Origin of the sequence: Streptomyces sp. WAC 01529 (genome assembly GCF_003945545.1) — a bacterium.
In the GTDB taxonomy this organism is placed as follows: domain Bacteria; phylum Actinomycetota; class Actinomycetes; order Streptomycetales; family Streptomycetaceae; genus Streptomyces; species Streptomyces anatolicus.
The window spans coordinates 3053798-3068295 of the sequence record NZ_CP029617.1; the positions used below are offsets into that span (position 1 = coordinate 3053798).

A 14498-nucleotide genomic window follows, 5' to 3' on the forward strand; every position below is an offset into this window, starting at 1 on the left:
GTAGTCACCCCCGGCAGAAGGACACCGCCCATGCGCCGCGCACTGATCGTCGTAGACGTGCAGAACGACTTCTGCGAAGGCGGCAGCCTCGCGGTCGCCGGCGGCGCGGACGTGGCCGCCGCCATCACGGAGCTGATCGGCCAGACCCCGGCCTGCTACCGCCACGTGGTCGCCACCCGGGATCACCACATCGACCCCGGCACCCACTTCTCGGAGAACCCCGACTACGTGGACTCCTGGCCGCCGCACTGCGTGGCGGGCACGGAGGGTGTCGGCTTCCACCCGAACTTCGCCCCGGCCGTCGCCTCCGGCGCGATCGACGCGGTCTTCGACAAGGGGGCCCACTCGGCCGCGTACAGCGGCTTCGAGGGCGTCGACGAGAACGGCCTCTCCATGGCGGAGTGGCTGCGGGAGCGCGGGATCACGGAGGTCGACGTGGTGGGCCTCGCCACGGACCACTGCGTGCGGGCCACGGCGGTGGACGCGGTTCGGGAGGGGTTCGGGACGACTGTTCTGCTGGAGCTTACGGCGGGGGTCGCCTCGGCGACCACCGAGCGGGCGATGGCGGAGATGCGCGCGGCTGGCGTCGAGCTGACCGGTAAGCCTGTCGTCTGAAAGCACGGCGCCGCCACGGGGCTCCGCCCCGGACCCCGCTCCTCAAACGCCGGAGGGGCTGATTTTTGCTCCTCAGACGCCGGAGGGGCTGGGCCTTGCGCTCTGTCTCTTCAGGGCTCTGACCGGATGCCACAGCTCCTGCACGGCGTTGGGCGCCGCCCGCCATATCAATCCGTCCGGATGGTGCAGGACCGCCGTGACCTCGTCCGGCGTGGGCGGTTCCGCGTTGCCCCGCAGATAGACCGCCCGCAGCCCCAGGTTCCGCAGTCGCGTCAGCGCCCTCGCGCGGTTCACGGCGTGCACGATCATCCTTACCGCGCCGTCGCCCGGCGACGGGCTCGGCACGGTCAGTGCCACCACCACGCTGCCGTTCGGCAGCTTGCAGAAACCTCCTGCGGACATGCCGGATCACTCCCCCGTCAATAAGAAGTACTCACCACGCACCTAAACACGATCGGCCGCCGCCCGCTAGGGGACGACGGCCGATCATGGTTTGACCTGCGGAAACGCTGACTACTTCGTGGAGGGGCCCACCTGGACCGTGATCGAGGAGCCGTCCTTCGGCTGCTTCAGGATCTTGATCTTGGTGTTGGTGTCAGTGACCTTCACGCTGCCGGTCGGGTTGGACGCGTACCAGTAGGTGCCCTTGCGGTCGTCGAAGACCGAGACGCCCTTCTGGGACTTGATCTTCGTCGCGACGTCCGCGTTGTGGAGCGTGAACTTGTCCGTCGCGTACTTGCTGAAGGGCGCGTCGAACGGCTGGATCTTGTTGCGCATGAGCGAGCCGTCCTTCCACTTCAGCGGCTTGGCGTGCGCGTCGACCGGGAGGATCAGACCCTCGCCGGGGTGCTGGCTGGTGTTGTTGTCCTTCTGGGAGGTGTCCCACTGCCAGACCATCAGGCCGGTCTGGTACGGGTAGTGCTCGACCCAGTCGGGGCGGGTGCGCGAGAAGCCGAAGTTGTACGGGCCGACCTTCAGGGTCTTGTCGTACGAGACGTACTGGCGGTTCTCGGCCAGGTAGTACTGGTCGTACTTCTTGGTGAAGGACTCGGCGATGCGGGAGAAGCCCTTCGACGTCCAGCCGTTGTCGTCGCCCTCGGCGCCGTCCTCGAAGACCTTGGCGCCGTCCGCGGTGATCGCGAGGGCGTCGGCCGCGAAGCCCTTGCCGCCCGCGCCGCCGTCCGTGGCGTAGCGGAAGCGGATGTCGATCTTCTTGCCGGCGTAGGCGTCGAGCGGGAAGACCAGCTTCTTGTACGCGCCCGAGACACCGGTCAACGCGGGCTTGTCACCGGCGTCGCGGGTGATCGGCCTGCCGTCCGCGGTGCCGTCCACCGGCGTGTAGTTGGCGCCGCCGTCCGTGGAGACCTCGGTGTAGAGGTAGTCGTAGTTGGCCTCGATGTCCCACCAGCCCTGGAGCGACAGCTCGGCCTTGGTCTTGCCGGTGAGGTCGACGGAGCGCGTGAGGGTGTTCTTCAGGTCGTCGCCCTGGTTGCTCCACCACTGCTTGGAGCCCTCGGCGGGCTTCACGATCTTGGTGGTGACGGGCTTCTTCGGCAGGTCGACCAGGAGCGCCTGGCGGTGGCGGGTGTTGTACTCCGCGACGCCCAGCTTGTGCTCGGAGGTGGTGGCCGCCTTGGCCTTGGCGTAGTCGAGCCAGCCCAGCTGGAACTTGTCCCAGGCGGTCATGTCGCCCGGCAGGTCACCGATCGAGTCCTTGCCGGTGCCGAGCCAGGAACCGGCCGACATCAGCGACCAGAAGCCGACCGAGTTCTCGCCCTTGCCGGTGGTGTCGTAGAGGTCCGGCAGACCGAGGTCGTGGCCGTACTCGTGGGCGAAGACGCCGAGGCCGCCGTTCTCCGGCTGCATCGTGTAGTCGCCGACCCAGATGCCCGAGTCGCCGATCTGGGTGCCGCCGGCCTTGTTGTTGCCGGGGCCCGTGCGGCCCGCGTCGTTGCCGTACGCGTACCAGCGGTGCGCCCACAGGGCGTTCTCGCCCTCGGCGCCGCCGCCGGCCGACTCGTCCTCGCCCGCGTGGACGATCTGGAAGTGGTCGATGTAGCCGTCGGACTCGTTGAAGTCGCCGTCGTTGTCGAAGTCGTAGCGGTCCCAGAGGTCGTACTTGGCCAGGTCCGCCTTGATCTGCTCGTCCGTGCGGCCCTCGGCCTTCTGCGCCTTGGTCCAGGCGGTCACGCCGTCCTTGACCGCGTCCCAGACGTTGGCGCAGTTGGTGTCGCCGCAGTAGTTCGAGCCGTAACGCGCCTCGTTGTAGTCGACCTTGACCCAGTCGGAGACCGCGCCGTCGACCGAGTAGCGGCCGGAGGAGGTCTTCTCGTAGTAGGTCTTCAGCGAGTGCTTGGTCTTGCCCTTGCTGTCCTTGCCCTTACCGAAGTAGAGGTCCTGGAAGTGCTTGCGGTTGTAGTCCTTCTGCCAGGCCGTGCTGTTGTCCTTCGCACGGTCCGGCTTGGCTATCTTGTTGTGCAGCGGGCCGGGCTTGCCTCCGTACTTCTTGACCGGCGGCTGCGGGCCCTCGGGGCCGTCCGGGTCGTACATGGTCGTGTCGTCGACCTTGTCCCCGAACTCCACGAGGATCGTGAAGATCTTGTCGGTCTTCTCGCGGCCCAGCTCGACGTACTTCTTGTCGTCGAGCTTGACGACCTTCGACGCGCCCCGCTTCTGGACCTTGGCGTCACCCTCGACGACCTGCTGCAGGGCCGCTTTGCGCTGCTGCGCCTGCTGCTTGCTGAACGGTCCTTCGAGGTCGTGGTCGACATGCGCCTTGGGCCGCGACGGGTCCTGCCTGTCGATGGCCGGTGCCGCGGCCGGAGCCCCGTCGCCGGGGGCGGCAGTGGCCGTCGCCGCCGAGTACGTGGCGGCGGCAGCGGCCACCGCCACGGCCACGGCCGTGGCTCTGAACGTGCGTGTTCTGGCTGTCACTTGATGAATGTCCTCCCCACGCGCCCGCGCGAATGGCGGACCGAGATCCCGGTCGGAGGAGGTCCGCGCGCGATGTACGCGTCACAAGTGACGACATTCGACCGGAAGTGCGGGAGAAAAGACAGACCTTGACTTGGACATACCAAGTGCACTATGCGACCCCGGGTTCCGTTATCCGGACGCGGGGCACACCTTCGGCGAGAAGTCCAACAGGCGCTCCGGACCGTCCACTTGGTGGACGTCATGAATCCGTGCGCCCCCTGTGCTGCGGCACCGTGGGTTAGGTCACGCTTACCGCCCGTTCCCGTCGGGCATGCAGCGTCATAGAGTCAATCGACGGTGCGCCACCGCGCTCGGCGACACATCCCAAGTCGCCGCCGTCGGGCCCCCTTTGATTCGTATACAGCCGCCCACACATCCGCATCCGCCCCCGGGCCAAGAGCGCGGGGGGATCACTGCCGAGGACGGATCACGTCATGCCTCGTCCCATGCCACGTCCGACCACCGCACAGATCGCCTACGGTTCGGTGACCGTCGTCTTCTCCACCCTCGCCATGCTGCTGCTCTCCCGGACCGGTTCGGGAGTCGTCGGTGTCGCGGTGATAGCCGTGGCCGCGCTCGGCCTCGGCTTACTGGTCGCGATGACGGTCCCCGCGCCCCGACCGTCGGCGCCCCCCATGCCCGCCGCCCCCGAGCGGGTCCCCGCCCAGCGCGCGGTGCTCCCCGAGCCCGTACGCGAACCGGCGGGCCCGTGAATCACGGGCCCGCCGGTCCTGGTGCCGCCACACCAGTCCTCCCTGCGCGCTAGACGCTGACCACCACCGTCTTGGCGGCCTTGTCGTGCAGGCCCTGTTTGTAGGGCTTGTCGAAGAAGCTCCAGCCGCCGCAGATCGCCGTCCAGATGCAGGCGCAGCAGAAGGCGAACGGCAGCCAGAGGACCGCCGCGCGGGCGAGCGCGGTCTGCATGCCGGGCGTGGCACCGTCGTTGAGGTTCGCGACGCGCAGGCCCAGCCACTTCTTGCCGAGCGTCTGACCCGTCTTGGAGATCATGAACGTGTCGTACGCGATGTAGAGCAGGGCGGCCAGCAGGGACTGTCCGAAGGACTTGCCCGTGTTCACCTCGTCCGGGTCCACGTCGTACTCGGACGTGTTGAACAGCCAGGACAGCAGCCAGACGACGATGCCGACGAGGATCATGTCGATGATCCTGGCGAGGACGCGCTTGCCGCTGTCGGCGAGCGGGGGCATGCCGGCGAGGGGGTCCTGCCCGCCGTAGCCGCCGGGTCCGCCGCCGTAGGGCCCACCGCCGTAGGGGTCGCCGCCTCCCCCAGAGGGTCCGCCGCCCGCGCCCGGGGGCGTGTTCCCGTACGGGGCGCCGCCGCCCGGGGGCGGGGTGTCGTAGGGGGAGCCGCCGCCCGGCGGGGGCTCCTGCGGGGGCTGCTTCTTGAACGGGTCGTCGTCCGGAGGCGGGTATCGCGGCGGTTCGGTGCTCATGGCCCGAGTCGACCGCGACGGCCCCGCCTCCGCATCCGGCGAGCGGCTGACCGGGTTACGCGCGGCCGCGCCTACGCCTCACACCACGGCGTACGTAGGCGCCCTCGTCCCGCCCCGTGAACGACGTACGTACGCACTCTCATCCCGCGACGAACGTGCCCGCCGCCTTGTCGTGCCAGCACTGCCGCCACGGCCTGTCGAAGAGGCACCACAGCACGCCGACGACGCCGACCACCAGGAGCCCCGGCACGCTGTAGACGAGCCAGCGGCGCAGGGCCGCGCCGAACGTGGGCGTCTCGTGCTCCTCGATGTCCCGTACCTCGATGCCGCACACCTTCTTGCCCAGGGTGCGGCCCCACTTGGCGGTGGGCAGCGCCTCGTACACGACGCCGAAGAGGAGCAGGACGGCGAGGACGATGCCGAGGTAGCCCGCGGTGGTGGCGTCGAGCAGCCAGACCGTGGTCTTCTCGCCCGAGAGTTTCGCCGCGTCGATCTTGCTGTCGACGTGGTCGGCGGCCTCGGCGCCGAGCGGCAGGGCCGCGGCTCCGGTGACGGCGACGAGGCTGACCGTGTCGATCAGCCGCGCCACGAAGCGCCTGCCGAGCCCGGCGGGGCGGGCCGAGGCCTGGGCCCGCGCGGCCGCGAGGAACGGGTCCTCTGTCACGGGCTTCCACGGCACGACGGGCTGCCCCTCGCCCTGGCCCGGGGCGGCCCCGGCGAGCTGATGCACCTGCTGCGCCCAGGAGGGCGAGCCGCCACCGGGCCCGGAGGTGAGGGGCGCGGCGCTGGGCTGGGGCTGGTGGGGCTGGCTGGTCTGGTGGGCCTGTTGCGGGTGCTGGGCCTGGTGGGCCTGCTGGGGCGCAGGGGTTTGTGCAGGGGCGGGTGCCTGTGCGGGGGCGGTCGCCTGGGGCGGTACGGAGGTCTGCGCGGGCGGTGCGGACGCCTGTGCGGGCGCGGACGCCTGACCTGAGGCCGACGCCTGGCCGGGCACGGAACCCCGACCGGACGCGGGCACCGCCTGTCCGGATCCGGACGCCTGCCCGTGCGTGGACGCCTGCCCATGCGCCGACTGTCCGGGCGCCGACCCCTGTGGCGGTACCGAAGGCTGCGGGGCTGCCGTCCGGCCGGACGCCGGGCGGACCGCGCGGAACGCCATGGTGCCGTCGGCGCCGGGCGAGGGCGTGGGAGTGGACGCGCCCGGGGCCCCGGCCGGGCTCACCGGGCCCTTCGGCCGACGGAACGTCACCGTGCCCTCGCCCGCCGACGGCACCGGCCCGCCGGGCGTGCCGGGACCGCTCTCGTCCTTCGGCGACTCAGGCGCGGCCGCCCGCTCCGAGGCCCCCGCGCCCTCGCTCGGCACGCGCGGGTCCGCCTGGCCCGGGGCGCCCCACGAGATCCGGCGCTCCTGCTCGGCGCCGAGGCCCGCCTGCCTGCCCGCGTCGGCCTGCCAGGCGGAGGCGGGCTCGGGCCTCGCGCCATGCTGGTCCGGGGCGGCGCCCGCGGCCGGTTCCTCGTCGAAGAAGTGCGGGCCGGTCTCCTCGACGGGAGGCGCCACCGAGGCACCCGCACCCGCACCCGCGCCGGGCGGCGCCGGGAGGGGTTCGCCGTCGGACGGGGCGGGACGGCTCGTACCGGGCACCCAGGCCGCACCGTTCCAGTACCGGACATATCCGGGAATGGACGGATCGGGGTAATAGCCTTCGCGGGGCCTGTCGTCGCCTGGGGCCGGAGTTGGGGCGCTCATGTCCGTCGTCCCGTATCTGCTCGGGGGTCTTTTGAGGGCTCCACATCTATCAGACCTCCGTGTGCCACCGGGCGGCTCCCGCCCTTCGGACCACTTTCCGGGCACGCTCCCCACACTCTCCCCGCGACCCCCACGCCCCCGCCGGTCACCTTTCCGGAGTCGTACGGAGAAAAATCCCCGAACCCGCGTAATGCTCCGGGGATCACGCGCTCTCCACTCGTATGGGTCCTCTCCCGGGACCCCGACGAGGAAGGAAGCACACCGACATGCACTCCGTCGTGGAACGCGAGCTTGAACTCAGGCTGGTCCTCTCGCCGGAACGGGTCATCCCCGTGCCGGCCCGCCTCACCTACCGCACCGACGATCCCTACGCCGTCCACATCGCCTTCCACATCGGCTCCGAGCACCCCGTGCACTGGACGTTCGCCCGCGAGCTGCTGGTCGAGGGGGTGTTCAGGCCGTGCGGTCACGGCGATGTGCGGGTCTGGCCGACGAAGGTGGACGACCGCAGCGTCGTGCTGATGGCGCTCACCTCGCCGGACGGCGACGCACTCCTCGAAGCACCGGCGGCCGCGGTCTCCGCCTGGCTGGAGCGGACGCTGCGGGTGGTCCCTCCGGGTTCTGAGTCCGAGCAGCTCGGCATCGACGACGGCCTCGCCGAGCTGCTCGCACCCGCCGCGGGCCGTTTCGGCGCCGACGAGCTGTGGCTGCGCGACCCGTGGCCCTCGGACGAGTCCAAGGACGGTGAGTGAGCTCCGCCGCCACGGGGGCGTCAGCGGGGACGGGACAGCACGGGAGACGTCAGAACAGCTTGCCCGGGTTGAGGAGCGAGTGCGGGTCGAAGGCCGCCTTCACGGCCCGCTGCATCTCCACCCCCACCGGGCCGATCTCGCGTGCCAGCCACTCCTTCTTCAGGACCCCGACGCCGTGCTCGCCGGTGATGGTGCCGCCGAGTTCGAGGCCGAGGGCCATGATCTCGTCGAAGGAGTCGCGGGCGCGCCGGGCCTCGTCGGGGTCGGCCGCGTCGAAGCAGACGGTCGGATGCGTGTTGCCGTCGCCCGCGTGCGCGCAGACCCCGATGGTCAGCCCGTACTTCTCGGCGACGCGCTCGACCCCGTCGAGCATCTCCGCGAGCTTCGAGCGCGGCACGCACACGTCGTCGATCATCGTGGTGCCCTTGACCGCTTCGAGCGCGGTGAGGGACAACCGCCTCGCCTGGAGCAGGAGTTCGGACTCGGCGGCGTCCTCGGCCGGGACCACCTGGGTGGCGCCCGCGGCCTCGCAGAGCGCGCCGACGGCGGCGAGGTCGGAGACCGGGTCGGGGGTGTCGAAGGCGGCGAGCAGCAGGGCCTCGGTGGTCTCGGGCAGACCCATGTGCGCGAGCGCGTTCACGGCCTTCACGGTCGTACGGTCCATCAGTTCGAGCAGCGACGGGACGTGACCGCCCTCCATGATCTTGCATACGGCGTCGCAGGCGGCCTTGGTGGAGGCGAACTCGGCTGCCAGCACGAGCTGTTGGGGCGGCTTGGGCCGCAGCGCGAGGACGGCGCGCACGACGATGCCGAGGCTGCCCTCGGAGCCGACGAACAGGCGCGTGAGGTCATACCCCGCGACGCCCTTGGCCGTGCGCCGGCCGGTGCTCATGAGCCGCCCGTCGGCGAGGACGACGTCGAGCCCGAGCACGTACTCCGCGGTGACCCCGTACTTCACGCAGCACAGCCCGCCGGAGGCGGTGCCGATGTTCCCGCCGATGGTGCACATCTCCCAACTGGAGGGATCCGGCGGGTAGTACAGGCCGTGTTCGCCCACCGCACGGGAGAGCACGGCGTTGACCACGCCCGGCTCGACGACCGCGATCCGGTCGACGGGGCTGATCTCCAGGATGCGGTCCATCTTGACGAGGGAGAGCACGACCCAGCCCTCGCCGGCGTTGGCGGCGCCGGACAGGCCCGTGCGGGCACCCTGCGGCACGACGGGGACGCGCAGCTCGGTGGCGGTGCGCATGACGTGCTGGACCTGCTCGACGGTGCGGGGCAGCACCACGACGGCGGGGGTCCCCGCCTCGCAGAAGCTCGCCATGTCGTGGGAGTACGCGGACGTGACGTCCGGATCCGTGAGGACCGCCTCGGCGGGGAGACCCTCCCGGAGGAGTGCGATGAGGGTGCGGCTCATGATCACAGCCTCGCACCCGGGGGCCATCGGTGTGAACCCGTGTGCGACGCCGGGGCCGTGCCGGGATGTGCTCTTCGTATTGACGCACAGTGATCGGCATGAAGCGTTACAGGTCCTACGCGAAGTCCTACGGGCCCCTCATGGGGTCCTACGGGTCCCCGATGGGGCCTTACAAGTCCCCCATGAGGGGTTCGGTGAGGCGGGCGCTGATCGCCTCCGTGGTGGGGGCCGCGGTGGCCGGTGCCGCGTATGTGCTGGTGCCGATGGACCGCGGGGACGGAAGGCCGCCCGCGCTCGGGCCCGCGGGGCGCGCGAGGGTGGCCGTGGGGGCGGGGGCGCCCGCGGCGCTGCCGGATCTGGCGGCGCTGATCGGGGAGCGTGAGGCGCATCTGCGGGCACACCCCGGCGACGACCACTCCTGGGCGGTGCTCGGCTCGGCGTATGTGGCGCGGGGCACCCGCACCGCCGACTTCGCGTACTACCCGAAGGCCGAGCAGGCGCTGCGCACGTCGCTCAGGGCCAGGCCCCAGGGCAACCCGGAGGCCCTGACGGGGCTCGCCACCCTGGCGAACGCCCGGCACGACTTCCGGGCGGCCCGCACGTGGGGCGAGCAGGCGGTCCGGCAGGCGCCGAAGCGGTGGACGGCGTATCCCGCGCTGATCGACGCCTATACCGGGCTGGGGGACGCCAAGGGTGTCGGCAGGGCCCTGGAGTCCTTGCAGAAGCTCGGCTCGGGCCCGGCGGTCAAGGCGCGTACGGGGCAGGTGTACCGCGACCGCGGCTGGCGCGAGGACGCCAACGCCGCGCTCACCGACGCGGCGGCGCTCGCGGAGGCCCCCGCGGAGAAGGCCGCGTATCTGCACCGCGTCGGGGAGCTGGCGTGGGAGCGCGGCGAACCGGCCCTGGCGCTGCGCTACTACGAGGCGGCGCTCGCCGCCGACCCCGACCACCACGCCTCGCTCGCGGGCAAGGGCCGCGCGCTCGCCGCCCTCGGCCGCACCTCGGAGGCGCTGCACAACTACCGCACGGCGCTCACCCGACAGCCGCTTCCCGAGTACGCCCTCGAACTGGGCGAGCTGTACGAGTCGCTGAATCTGCGGCCGGCCGCGCGCGCCCAGTACGACGTGCTGCGGGCCCGGGTGCGGCAGGAGGGCGGGGGCGGGGTCAACAACGAACGTGTCCTCGGCCTCTTCGAGGCGGACCACGGCGATCCGGAGGCGGCGGTGGAGCGCCTTGAGGCGGAGTACAAGCGGCACGGCAATCCGCAGACGGCGGACGCGCTGGGCTGGGCGCTGCATCTGTCCGGGGACGGCGAGGCGGGCCTGAAGCTCGTGACGAAGGCGATGAAGGACGGCCCGCGCAGCGCGCTGTTCGCCTATCACCGCGGGGAGATCGAGCGGCAGCTCGGCTGGTACGGGGCGGCGCGGCGGCACATCGGGGAGGCCCTGCGGATCAACCCGTACTTCTCGCCGCTCGCCGTGCCCGCGGCGAAGGAGGCGCTGGAGGCGCTGGGCGAGCCGCCGGAGGGCGGGCCCGCGCAGGTCTACGCGCCGGTGGAGCCCGCCCCGGCCCCGCCGGTCACGCGGCAGACGGGTCCGCGCCAGGTGTCCCCGCGCGGCTACTCCTACCGTCAGGCCTCACCGCGCCCGTCGCGCACAGCGTCATCGGGGAGCTGAGCCGGGGGCGGGGGTCGAGTCCGGGGCCGGGGTCGAGTCCGGGGCGGGGGCCGAGTCCGGGGCGGGGGCCGGGCCCCATGGGGTCTCCAGGGCCTTGCGCAGGGCGGCGGCCAGCTCCTCGCCGATGCGTTCGGTGAGGTGCCGTTCCAGGCGGGCGATGGCGGCCTGGGCCTGGCGGTGCGCCCGCTCACCCTCGCCGGTGCGCCGGATGAGGCGCTGCCGGGCGGAGGCGGGGTCGGGGACCTGTTCGAGGATCCCGGCGGCGACCAGGCCGTGCACGGCCTGGTGCGCGGTCTGCCGGGTGACGCCCATGCGCCGCGCCAGCTCGGAGACCGTGGTGCCCCCCTCGTCCAGTACGGAGCAGAGCTGCACCTGCGTCGGGGAGACCGGGGCCGCCCCGGCGGCGGCCATGGCGGCGGAGAGCCCTTCCTCGAACCAGCGGCGGGCCTCGCCGAGGAGCTGGGGCAGGTCACGCGGCTGGGACGGCATGTTTCCTCACTGATGTTCCCGGGACCGGCTTGCTCACCGGCACTCTTTGATGTCAGGCTACCTGACATTCCCGATTCGCCGAGGAGCAGCACCCATGACCATCGAGTACGCCACGCGCTACCGCCCCGCCTCCCGCATCCCCGCGGACCCGGGCAAGCCCTACTTCATCGAGAAGGGCGAGGGGGACCGCGCCCATCTCTTCGGCGACCTGGTCACCGTCTACGCGGGCGGCGAGCAGACCGAGAACACCTTCAACTTCTTCACCGTGGAGGGCCCCAAGGGCGACCTCATCCCCGCCCACATGCACGCCGACACCCACGAGGTCTTCTACGTCACCCAGGGCGCCGTCCGCCTCTTCGTCGAGGACACCGAGGGCGAACAGCAGGAGAAGCTGCTCACCCCGGGCGACTTCGGCTTCGTACCGAAGAACTGCACGCACGCCTACCGCATGGAGCGCCACCACAGCCAGGTCGTCGGCGTCGCCGCGGGCCCCGGCGGCACCTTCGAGCGGTTCTTCGAGAACCTCGGCGCGCCCACGCAGCAGCACGGCCTGCCCCACCGGCCGCTCGTCCCCGAGCCCCACAAGTGGACAACCGTCCCCGAGCAGTACGACGTGAACTTCCTCCCCGACCACCAGTGGCGCACCCGGTGACCGGGCCCGCGGCGCGCGCCCGGATCGCCGCGCCCCACCCGGACGTGGCACCCCTGCCGCCCGCGGCCGCGCGCGAGCCTGGTGTGCGGGAGTTGCGCGGTGTGCCCTATCTCCAGGCGGCGGGCAGCCGGCCCCTGGAACTCGACCTGTGGCTCCCGGGCACCGCCCCCGACTCCGCTCCGGCGCCGCTGGTGGTGTTCGTGCACGGCGGCGCCTGGTTCCTCGGCCGCCGCGACGACATGGGCCTGCGCACCCGCCAATGGTCGCCGGGCCCGTTCGCGCGCATCGCGGCCGCCGGATGCGCCGTCGCCTGCGTCGACTACCGGCTCAGCGGCGAGGCCGCCTTCCCCGCCCCGCTCGACGACCTGCGGGCCGCCCTGCGCTGGCTCACCCTGCGCGGCGCGGAACTCGGCGTCGACACCGGGCGGACCGTGGTCTGGGGCGACTCCGCGGGCGGCCACCTCGCCTCGCTCCTCGCGCTGGCCGAGCCGTCCGTCGCGGGCGCGGTGATCTGGTACGGCCCGAGCGACCTGACCACCGCGCGGGGCCACTTCACCCCGGAGGACCCCGCCACCCCGGAGGCGCGCCTGCTGGGCGCGGCCCCGGCGGCCGTCCCGGAGCGGGCCCGGGCGGCCAGCCCCGTGGCCCAAGTCGCCCCGGGGGCCCCGCCGTTCCTCCTGGTCCACGGCGACGCGGACACCATGGTGGACCACTCGCACAGCGCGTCCCTGGCGGCCGCGCTCCGGCAGGCCGGTGCCGAGGCGGAACTGTGGACGGTCCCGGGCGCGGACCACGCCTGGCACGGCCTGCCGGAGACGGAGGTCGAGCGGATCTTCACGCGCTCACTGGACTTCGTACGAAACCACGCGAGGCCGTGAAGACCCGGGCCGGGGAATTCAAGCCCGTCCGGCGATCGAGGACGAGCTGGGCGCAGCCCGCGATCAACGGCGCCTAAAGATTGCCCCGCTTCTCCTGCTCCCGCTCGATCGCCTCGAACAGCGCCTTGAAGTTGCCCTTGCCGAAGCCCATCGACCCGTGCCGCTCGATCAGCTCGAAGAACACGGTCGGCCGGTCCTGGACCGGCTTGGTGAAGATCTGGAGCAGATAGCCGTCCTCGTCGCGGTCGACGAGGATCTTCAGCTCGCGCAGGGTCTCCACGGGCACCCGGGTCTCCCCGGCCCACTCCCCCAGCGTGTCGTAGTACGAGTCGGGGGTGTCCAGGAACTGGACGCCGGCCGCGCGCATCGTGCGTACGGTCTCCACGATGTCGTTCGTGGCGAGCGCGATGTGCTGGACGCCCGCGCCGCCGTAGAACTCCAGGTACTCGTCGATCTGCGACTTCTTCTTGGCGATGGCGGGCTCGTTGATCGGGAACTTGACCTTCAGCGTCCCGTCGGCCACGACCTTCGACATCAGCGCGCTGTACTCGGTGGCGATGTCGTCGCCCACGAACTCCTTCATGTTCGTGAAGCCCATGACCTTGTTGTAGAAGGCGACCCACTCGTTCATCCTGCCGAGTTCGACGTTGCCGACGCAGTGGTCGATCGCCTGGAAGGTCCGCTTGGCCGGCGGCTCGACGATGGGCTTCGCGGCGACGAAACCGGGCAGGTAGGGACCGTCGTAGTCGGTGCGCTCCACCAGCGTGTGGCGGGTCTTGCCGTAGGTGGCGATGGCGGCGAGGACGACCTTGCCGTGCTCGTCCTTCTCCTCGTACGGCTCGGTGAGCCCGCGCGCCCCGTGCTCGACGGCGTAGGCGTACGCGGCGCGCGCGTCCGGCACCTGGATGGCGAGGTCGACGACGCCGTCGCCGTGCTCGGCCACGTGGGAGGCGAGGAAGTGGCCCCGCTCGGTGGAGGCCTTGATGACGGAGGTGAAGACGAAGCGGGCGGCGCCGTTCGTCAGCACGTAACTGGCGGTCTCGCGGCTGCCGTTCTCCGGTCCGGAGTAGGCCACGAGCTTCATGCCGAAGGCGGTGGAGTAGTAGTGCGCGGCCTGCTTGGCGTTGCCCACGGCGAAGACGACCGCGTCCATTCCCTTGACCGGGAAGGGGTCTGCCTCGCGCGCGGTGTGGGGGGCTGTGTGGGTGGGGTTCGTCGAAGTAGCTGCCATGTGCTGAGGCTCCCGCCGATTGACAAGGTGCGCAATAGTTCGCGTATTCAGTGGTCAAAATGACCAGCGGAAGGCAAGGATGGGCGGGCTATCTGTACATGATGACCACCCTGGAGGGCGCATGGCGATCGATCATCTGGACGGCAGGCTCATCGTGCTCCTGGCGCGGGAGCCGCGTATCGGGGTTCTTGAGGCGTCCCGCAGGCTCGGCGTCGCGCGCGGCACGGTGCAGGCGCGGATGGACCGGCTTCAGTCCAATGGAGTCATCCGCGGCTTCGGCCCCGAGGTCGATCCGGCGGCGCTCGGCTACCCCGTCACCGCCTTCGCGACGCTGGAGATCAAACAGGGCCAGGGCGCGGACGTACGCGCCCATTTGGCGACCGTCGCCGAGGTGCTCGAACTGCACACCATCACGGGCCACGGCGATATGCTCTGCCGCCTCGTGGCCCGGTCGAACGCCGATCTCCAACGTGTGATCGACCGCGTCGTGGGTTTTGATGGCATCGTCCGGGCTTCCACGGCGATCGTCATGGAAAACCCCGTTCCGCTGCGGATCATCCCGCTCGTGGAGCAGGCGTCCGAAGACCCCTGAGTCGACGACCCCGAGCGCTTC

14 protein-coding genes are annotated in these 14498 nt (G+C 71.3%); 7 read left to right on the plus strand and 7 right to left on the minus strand.

The window, feature by feature from the left end:
• Nucleotides 1-30: 30 nt before the first annotated feature.
• Nucleotides 31-615 carry an isochorismatase family protein gene (locus DMA15_RS13720; RefSeq protein WP_125513043.1) on the plus strand — a complete coding sequence of 195 codons (585 nt, stop codon included), beginning with the start codon at nt 31-33 and terminating at the stop codon, nt 613-615.
• A 72-nt stretch (nt 616-687) separates the two neighbouring features.
• Here DMA15_RS13720 and DMA15_RS13725 read toward each other — a convergent pair whose 3' ends face one another.
• The gene (locus tag DMA15_RS13725) at nt 688-1017 is read right to left on the minus strand and encodes a hypothetical protein (protein ID WP_125513044.1); all 330 of its coding nucleotides are present in this window, start codon (nt 1015-1017) and stop codon (nt 688-690) included.
• A gap of 111 nt (nt 1018-1128) precedes the next feature.
• The gene (locus DMA15_RS13730; protein ID WP_125513045.1) at nt 1129-3549 is read right to left on the minus strand and encodes an immune inhibitor A domain-containing protein; all 2421 of its coding nucleotides are present in this window, start codon (nt 3547-3549) and stop codon (nt 1129-1131) included.
• 488 nt (nt 3550-4037) lie between these two features.
• Here DMA15_RS13730 and DMA15_RS13735 point away from each other — a divergent pair, with 488 nt between their 5' ends.
• Nucleotides 4038-4304, plus strand: coding sequence for a hypothetical protein (locus DMA15_RS13735; protein ID WP_125513046.1), 267 nt, complete (start codon nt 4038-4040; stop codon nt 4302-4304).
• A 49-nt stretch (nt 4305-4353) separates the two neighbouring features.
• On the opposite strand, the gene DMA15_RS13740 is transcribed toward DMA15_RS13735, so the two are convergent.
• Both DMA15_RS13740 and DMA15_RS13745 read right to left on the minus strand, forming a co-directional pair.
• The gene (locus DMA15_RS13740) at nt 4354-5043 is read right to left on the minus strand and encodes an RDD family protein (protein WP_125513047.1); all 690 of its coding nucleotides are present in this window, start codon (nt 5041-5043) and stop codon (nt 4354-4356) included.
• A 139-nt stretch (nt 5044-5182) separates the two neighbouring features.
• Nucleotides 5183-6787, minus strand: coding sequence for an RDD family protein (locus DMA15_RS13745; RefSeq protein WP_125513048.1), 1605 nt, complete (start codon nt 6785-6787; stop codon nt 5183-5185).
• Nucleotides 6788-7053: 266 nt separating this feature from the next.
• Here DMA15_RS13745 and DMA15_RS13750 point away from each other — a divergent pair, with 266 nt between their 5' ends.
• Nucleotides 7054-7539 carry an SsgA family sporulation/cell division regulator gene (locus DMA15_RS13750; RefSeq protein ID WP_125513049.1) on the plus strand — a complete coding sequence of 162 codons (486 nt, stop codon included), beginning with the start codon at nt 7054-7056 and terminating at the stop codon, nt 7537-7539.
• A 49-nt stretch (nt 7540-7588) separates the two neighbouring features.
• Here the strand turns inward: DMA15_RS13750 and DMA15_RS13755 are convergent, their stop codons facing one another.
• The gene (locus tag DMA15_RS13755) at nt 7589-8986 is read right to left on the minus strand and encodes an FAD-linked oxidase C-terminal domain-containing protein (protein WP_240659783.1); all 1398 of its coding nucleotides are present in this window, start codon (nt 8984-8986) and stop codon (nt 7589-7591) included.
• Nucleotides 8987-9141: 155 nt separating this feature from the next.
• Here DMA15_RS13755 and DMA15_RS13760 point away from each other — a divergent pair, with 155 nt between their 5' ends.
• Nucleotides 9142-10635 carry a tetratricopeptide repeat protein gene (locus tag DMA15_RS13760; protein ID WP_240659784.1) on the plus strand — a complete coding sequence of 498 codons (1494 nt, stop codon included), beginning with the start codon at nt 9142-9144 and terminating at the stop codon, nt 10633-10635.
• On the opposite strand, the gene DMA15_RS13765 is transcribed toward DMA15_RS13760, so the two are convergent.
• On the minus strand, nt 10621-11124 hold the full coding sequence (locus tag DMA15_RS13765) for a MarR family winged helix-turn-helix transcriptional regulator (RefSeq protein WP_125513051.1): 504 nt from the start codon (nt 11122-11124) through the stop codon (nt 10621-10623). The genes DMA15_RS13760 and DMA15_RS13765 overlap by 15 nt on opposite strands.
• Nucleotides 11125-11218: 94 nt before the next feature.
• Here DMA15_RS13765 and DMA15_RS37045 point away from each other — a divergent pair, with 94 nt between their 5' ends.
• Complete coding sequence (locus tag DMA15_RS37045) at nt 11219-11776, plus strand: quercetin 2,3-dioxygenase (RefSeq protein WP_206302726.1); 558 nt, start codon at nt 11219-11221, stop codon at nt 11774-11776.
• Nucleotides 11773-12654 carry an alpha/beta hydrolase gene (locus DMA15_RS37050; RefSeq protein ID WP_206302727.1) on the plus strand — a complete coding sequence of 294 codons (882 nt, stop codon included), beginning with the start codon at nt 11773-11775 and terminating at the stop codon, nt 12652-12654. The genes DMA15_RS37045 and DMA15_RS37050 overlap by 4 nt, the downstream gene beginning before the upstream one ends.
• Nucleotides 12655-12727: 73 nt before the next feature.
• Here the strand turns inward: DMA15_RS37050 and hppD are convergent, their stop codons facing one another.
• Nucleotides 12728-13885, minus strand: a complete 1158-nt coding sequence (hppD, locus tag DMA15_RS13775; RefSeq protein ID WP_125513052.1) for a 4-hydroxyphenylpyruvate dioxygenase — start codon at nt 13883-13885, stop codon at nt 12728-12730.
• A 121-nt stretch (nt 13886-14006) separates the two neighbouring features.
• Between hppD and DMA15_RS13780 the strand changes: the two genes are divergently transcribed.
• Nucleotides 14007-14477 carry an Lrp/AsnC family transcriptional regulator gene (locus DMA15_RS13780; protein WP_030794967.1) on the plus strand — a complete coding sequence of 157 codons (471 nt, stop codon included), beginning with the start codon at nt 14007-14009 and terminating at the stop codon, nt 14475-14477.
• Nucleotides 14478-14498: the final 21 nt, after the last annotated feature.

What these genes read in the sequence shown, in the direction of transcription:
- DMA15_RS13720 (WP_125513043.1), top strand. Translation starts at nt 31, where the DNA reads ATGCGCCGCGCACTGATCGTCGTAGACGTGCAGAACGACTTCTGCGAA.
- DMA15_RS13725 (WP_125513044.1), bottom strand. Translation starts at nt 1,017, where the DNA reads ATGTCCGCAGGAGGTTTCTGCAAGCTGCCGAACGGCAGCGTGGTGGTG.
- DMA15_RS13735 (WP_125513046.1), top strand. Translation starts at nt 4,038, where the DNA reads ATGCCACGTCCGACCACCGCACAGATCGCCTACGGTTCGGTGACCGTC.
- DMA15_RS13740 (WP_125513047.1), bottom strand. Translation starts at nt 5,043, where the DNA reads ATGAGCACCGAACCGCCGCGATACCCGCCTCCGGACGACGACCCGTTC.
- DMA15_RS13745 (WP_125513048.1), bottom strand. Translation starts at nt 6,787, where the DNA reads ATGAGCGCCCCAACTCCGGCCCCAGGCGACGACAGGCCCCGCGAAGGC.
- DMA15_RS13750 (WP_125513049.1), top strand. Translation starts at nt 7,054, where the DNA reads ATGCACTCCGTCGTGGAACGCGAGCTTGAACTCAGGCTGGTCCTCTCG.
- DMA15_RS13755 (WP_240659783.1), bottom strand. Translation starts at nt 8,986, where the DNA reads ATGGCCCCCGGGTGCGAGGCTGTGATCATGAGCCGCACCCTCATCGCA.
- DMA15_RS13760 (WP_240659784.1), top strand. Translation starts at nt 9,142, where the DNA reads ATGAGGGGTTCGGTGAGGCGGGCGCTGATCGCCTCCGTGGTGGGGGCC.
- DMA15_RS13765 (WP_125513051.1), bottom strand. Translation starts at nt 11,124, where the DNA reads ATGCCGTCCCAGCCGCGTGACCTGCCCCAGCTCCTCGGCGAGGCCCGC.
- DMA15_RS37045 (WP_206302726.1), top strand. Translation starts at nt 11,219, where the DNA reads ATGACCATCGAGTACGCCACGCGCTACCGCCCCGCCTCCCGCATCCCC.
- hppD (WP_125513052.1), bottom strand. Translation starts at nt 13,885, where the DNA reads ATGGCAGCTACTTCGACGAACCCCACCCACACAGCCCCCCACACCGCG.
- DMA15_RS13780 (WP_030794967.1), top strand. Translation starts at nt 14,007, where the DNA reads ATGGCGATCGATCATCTGGACGGCAGGCTCATCGTGCTCCTGGCGCGG.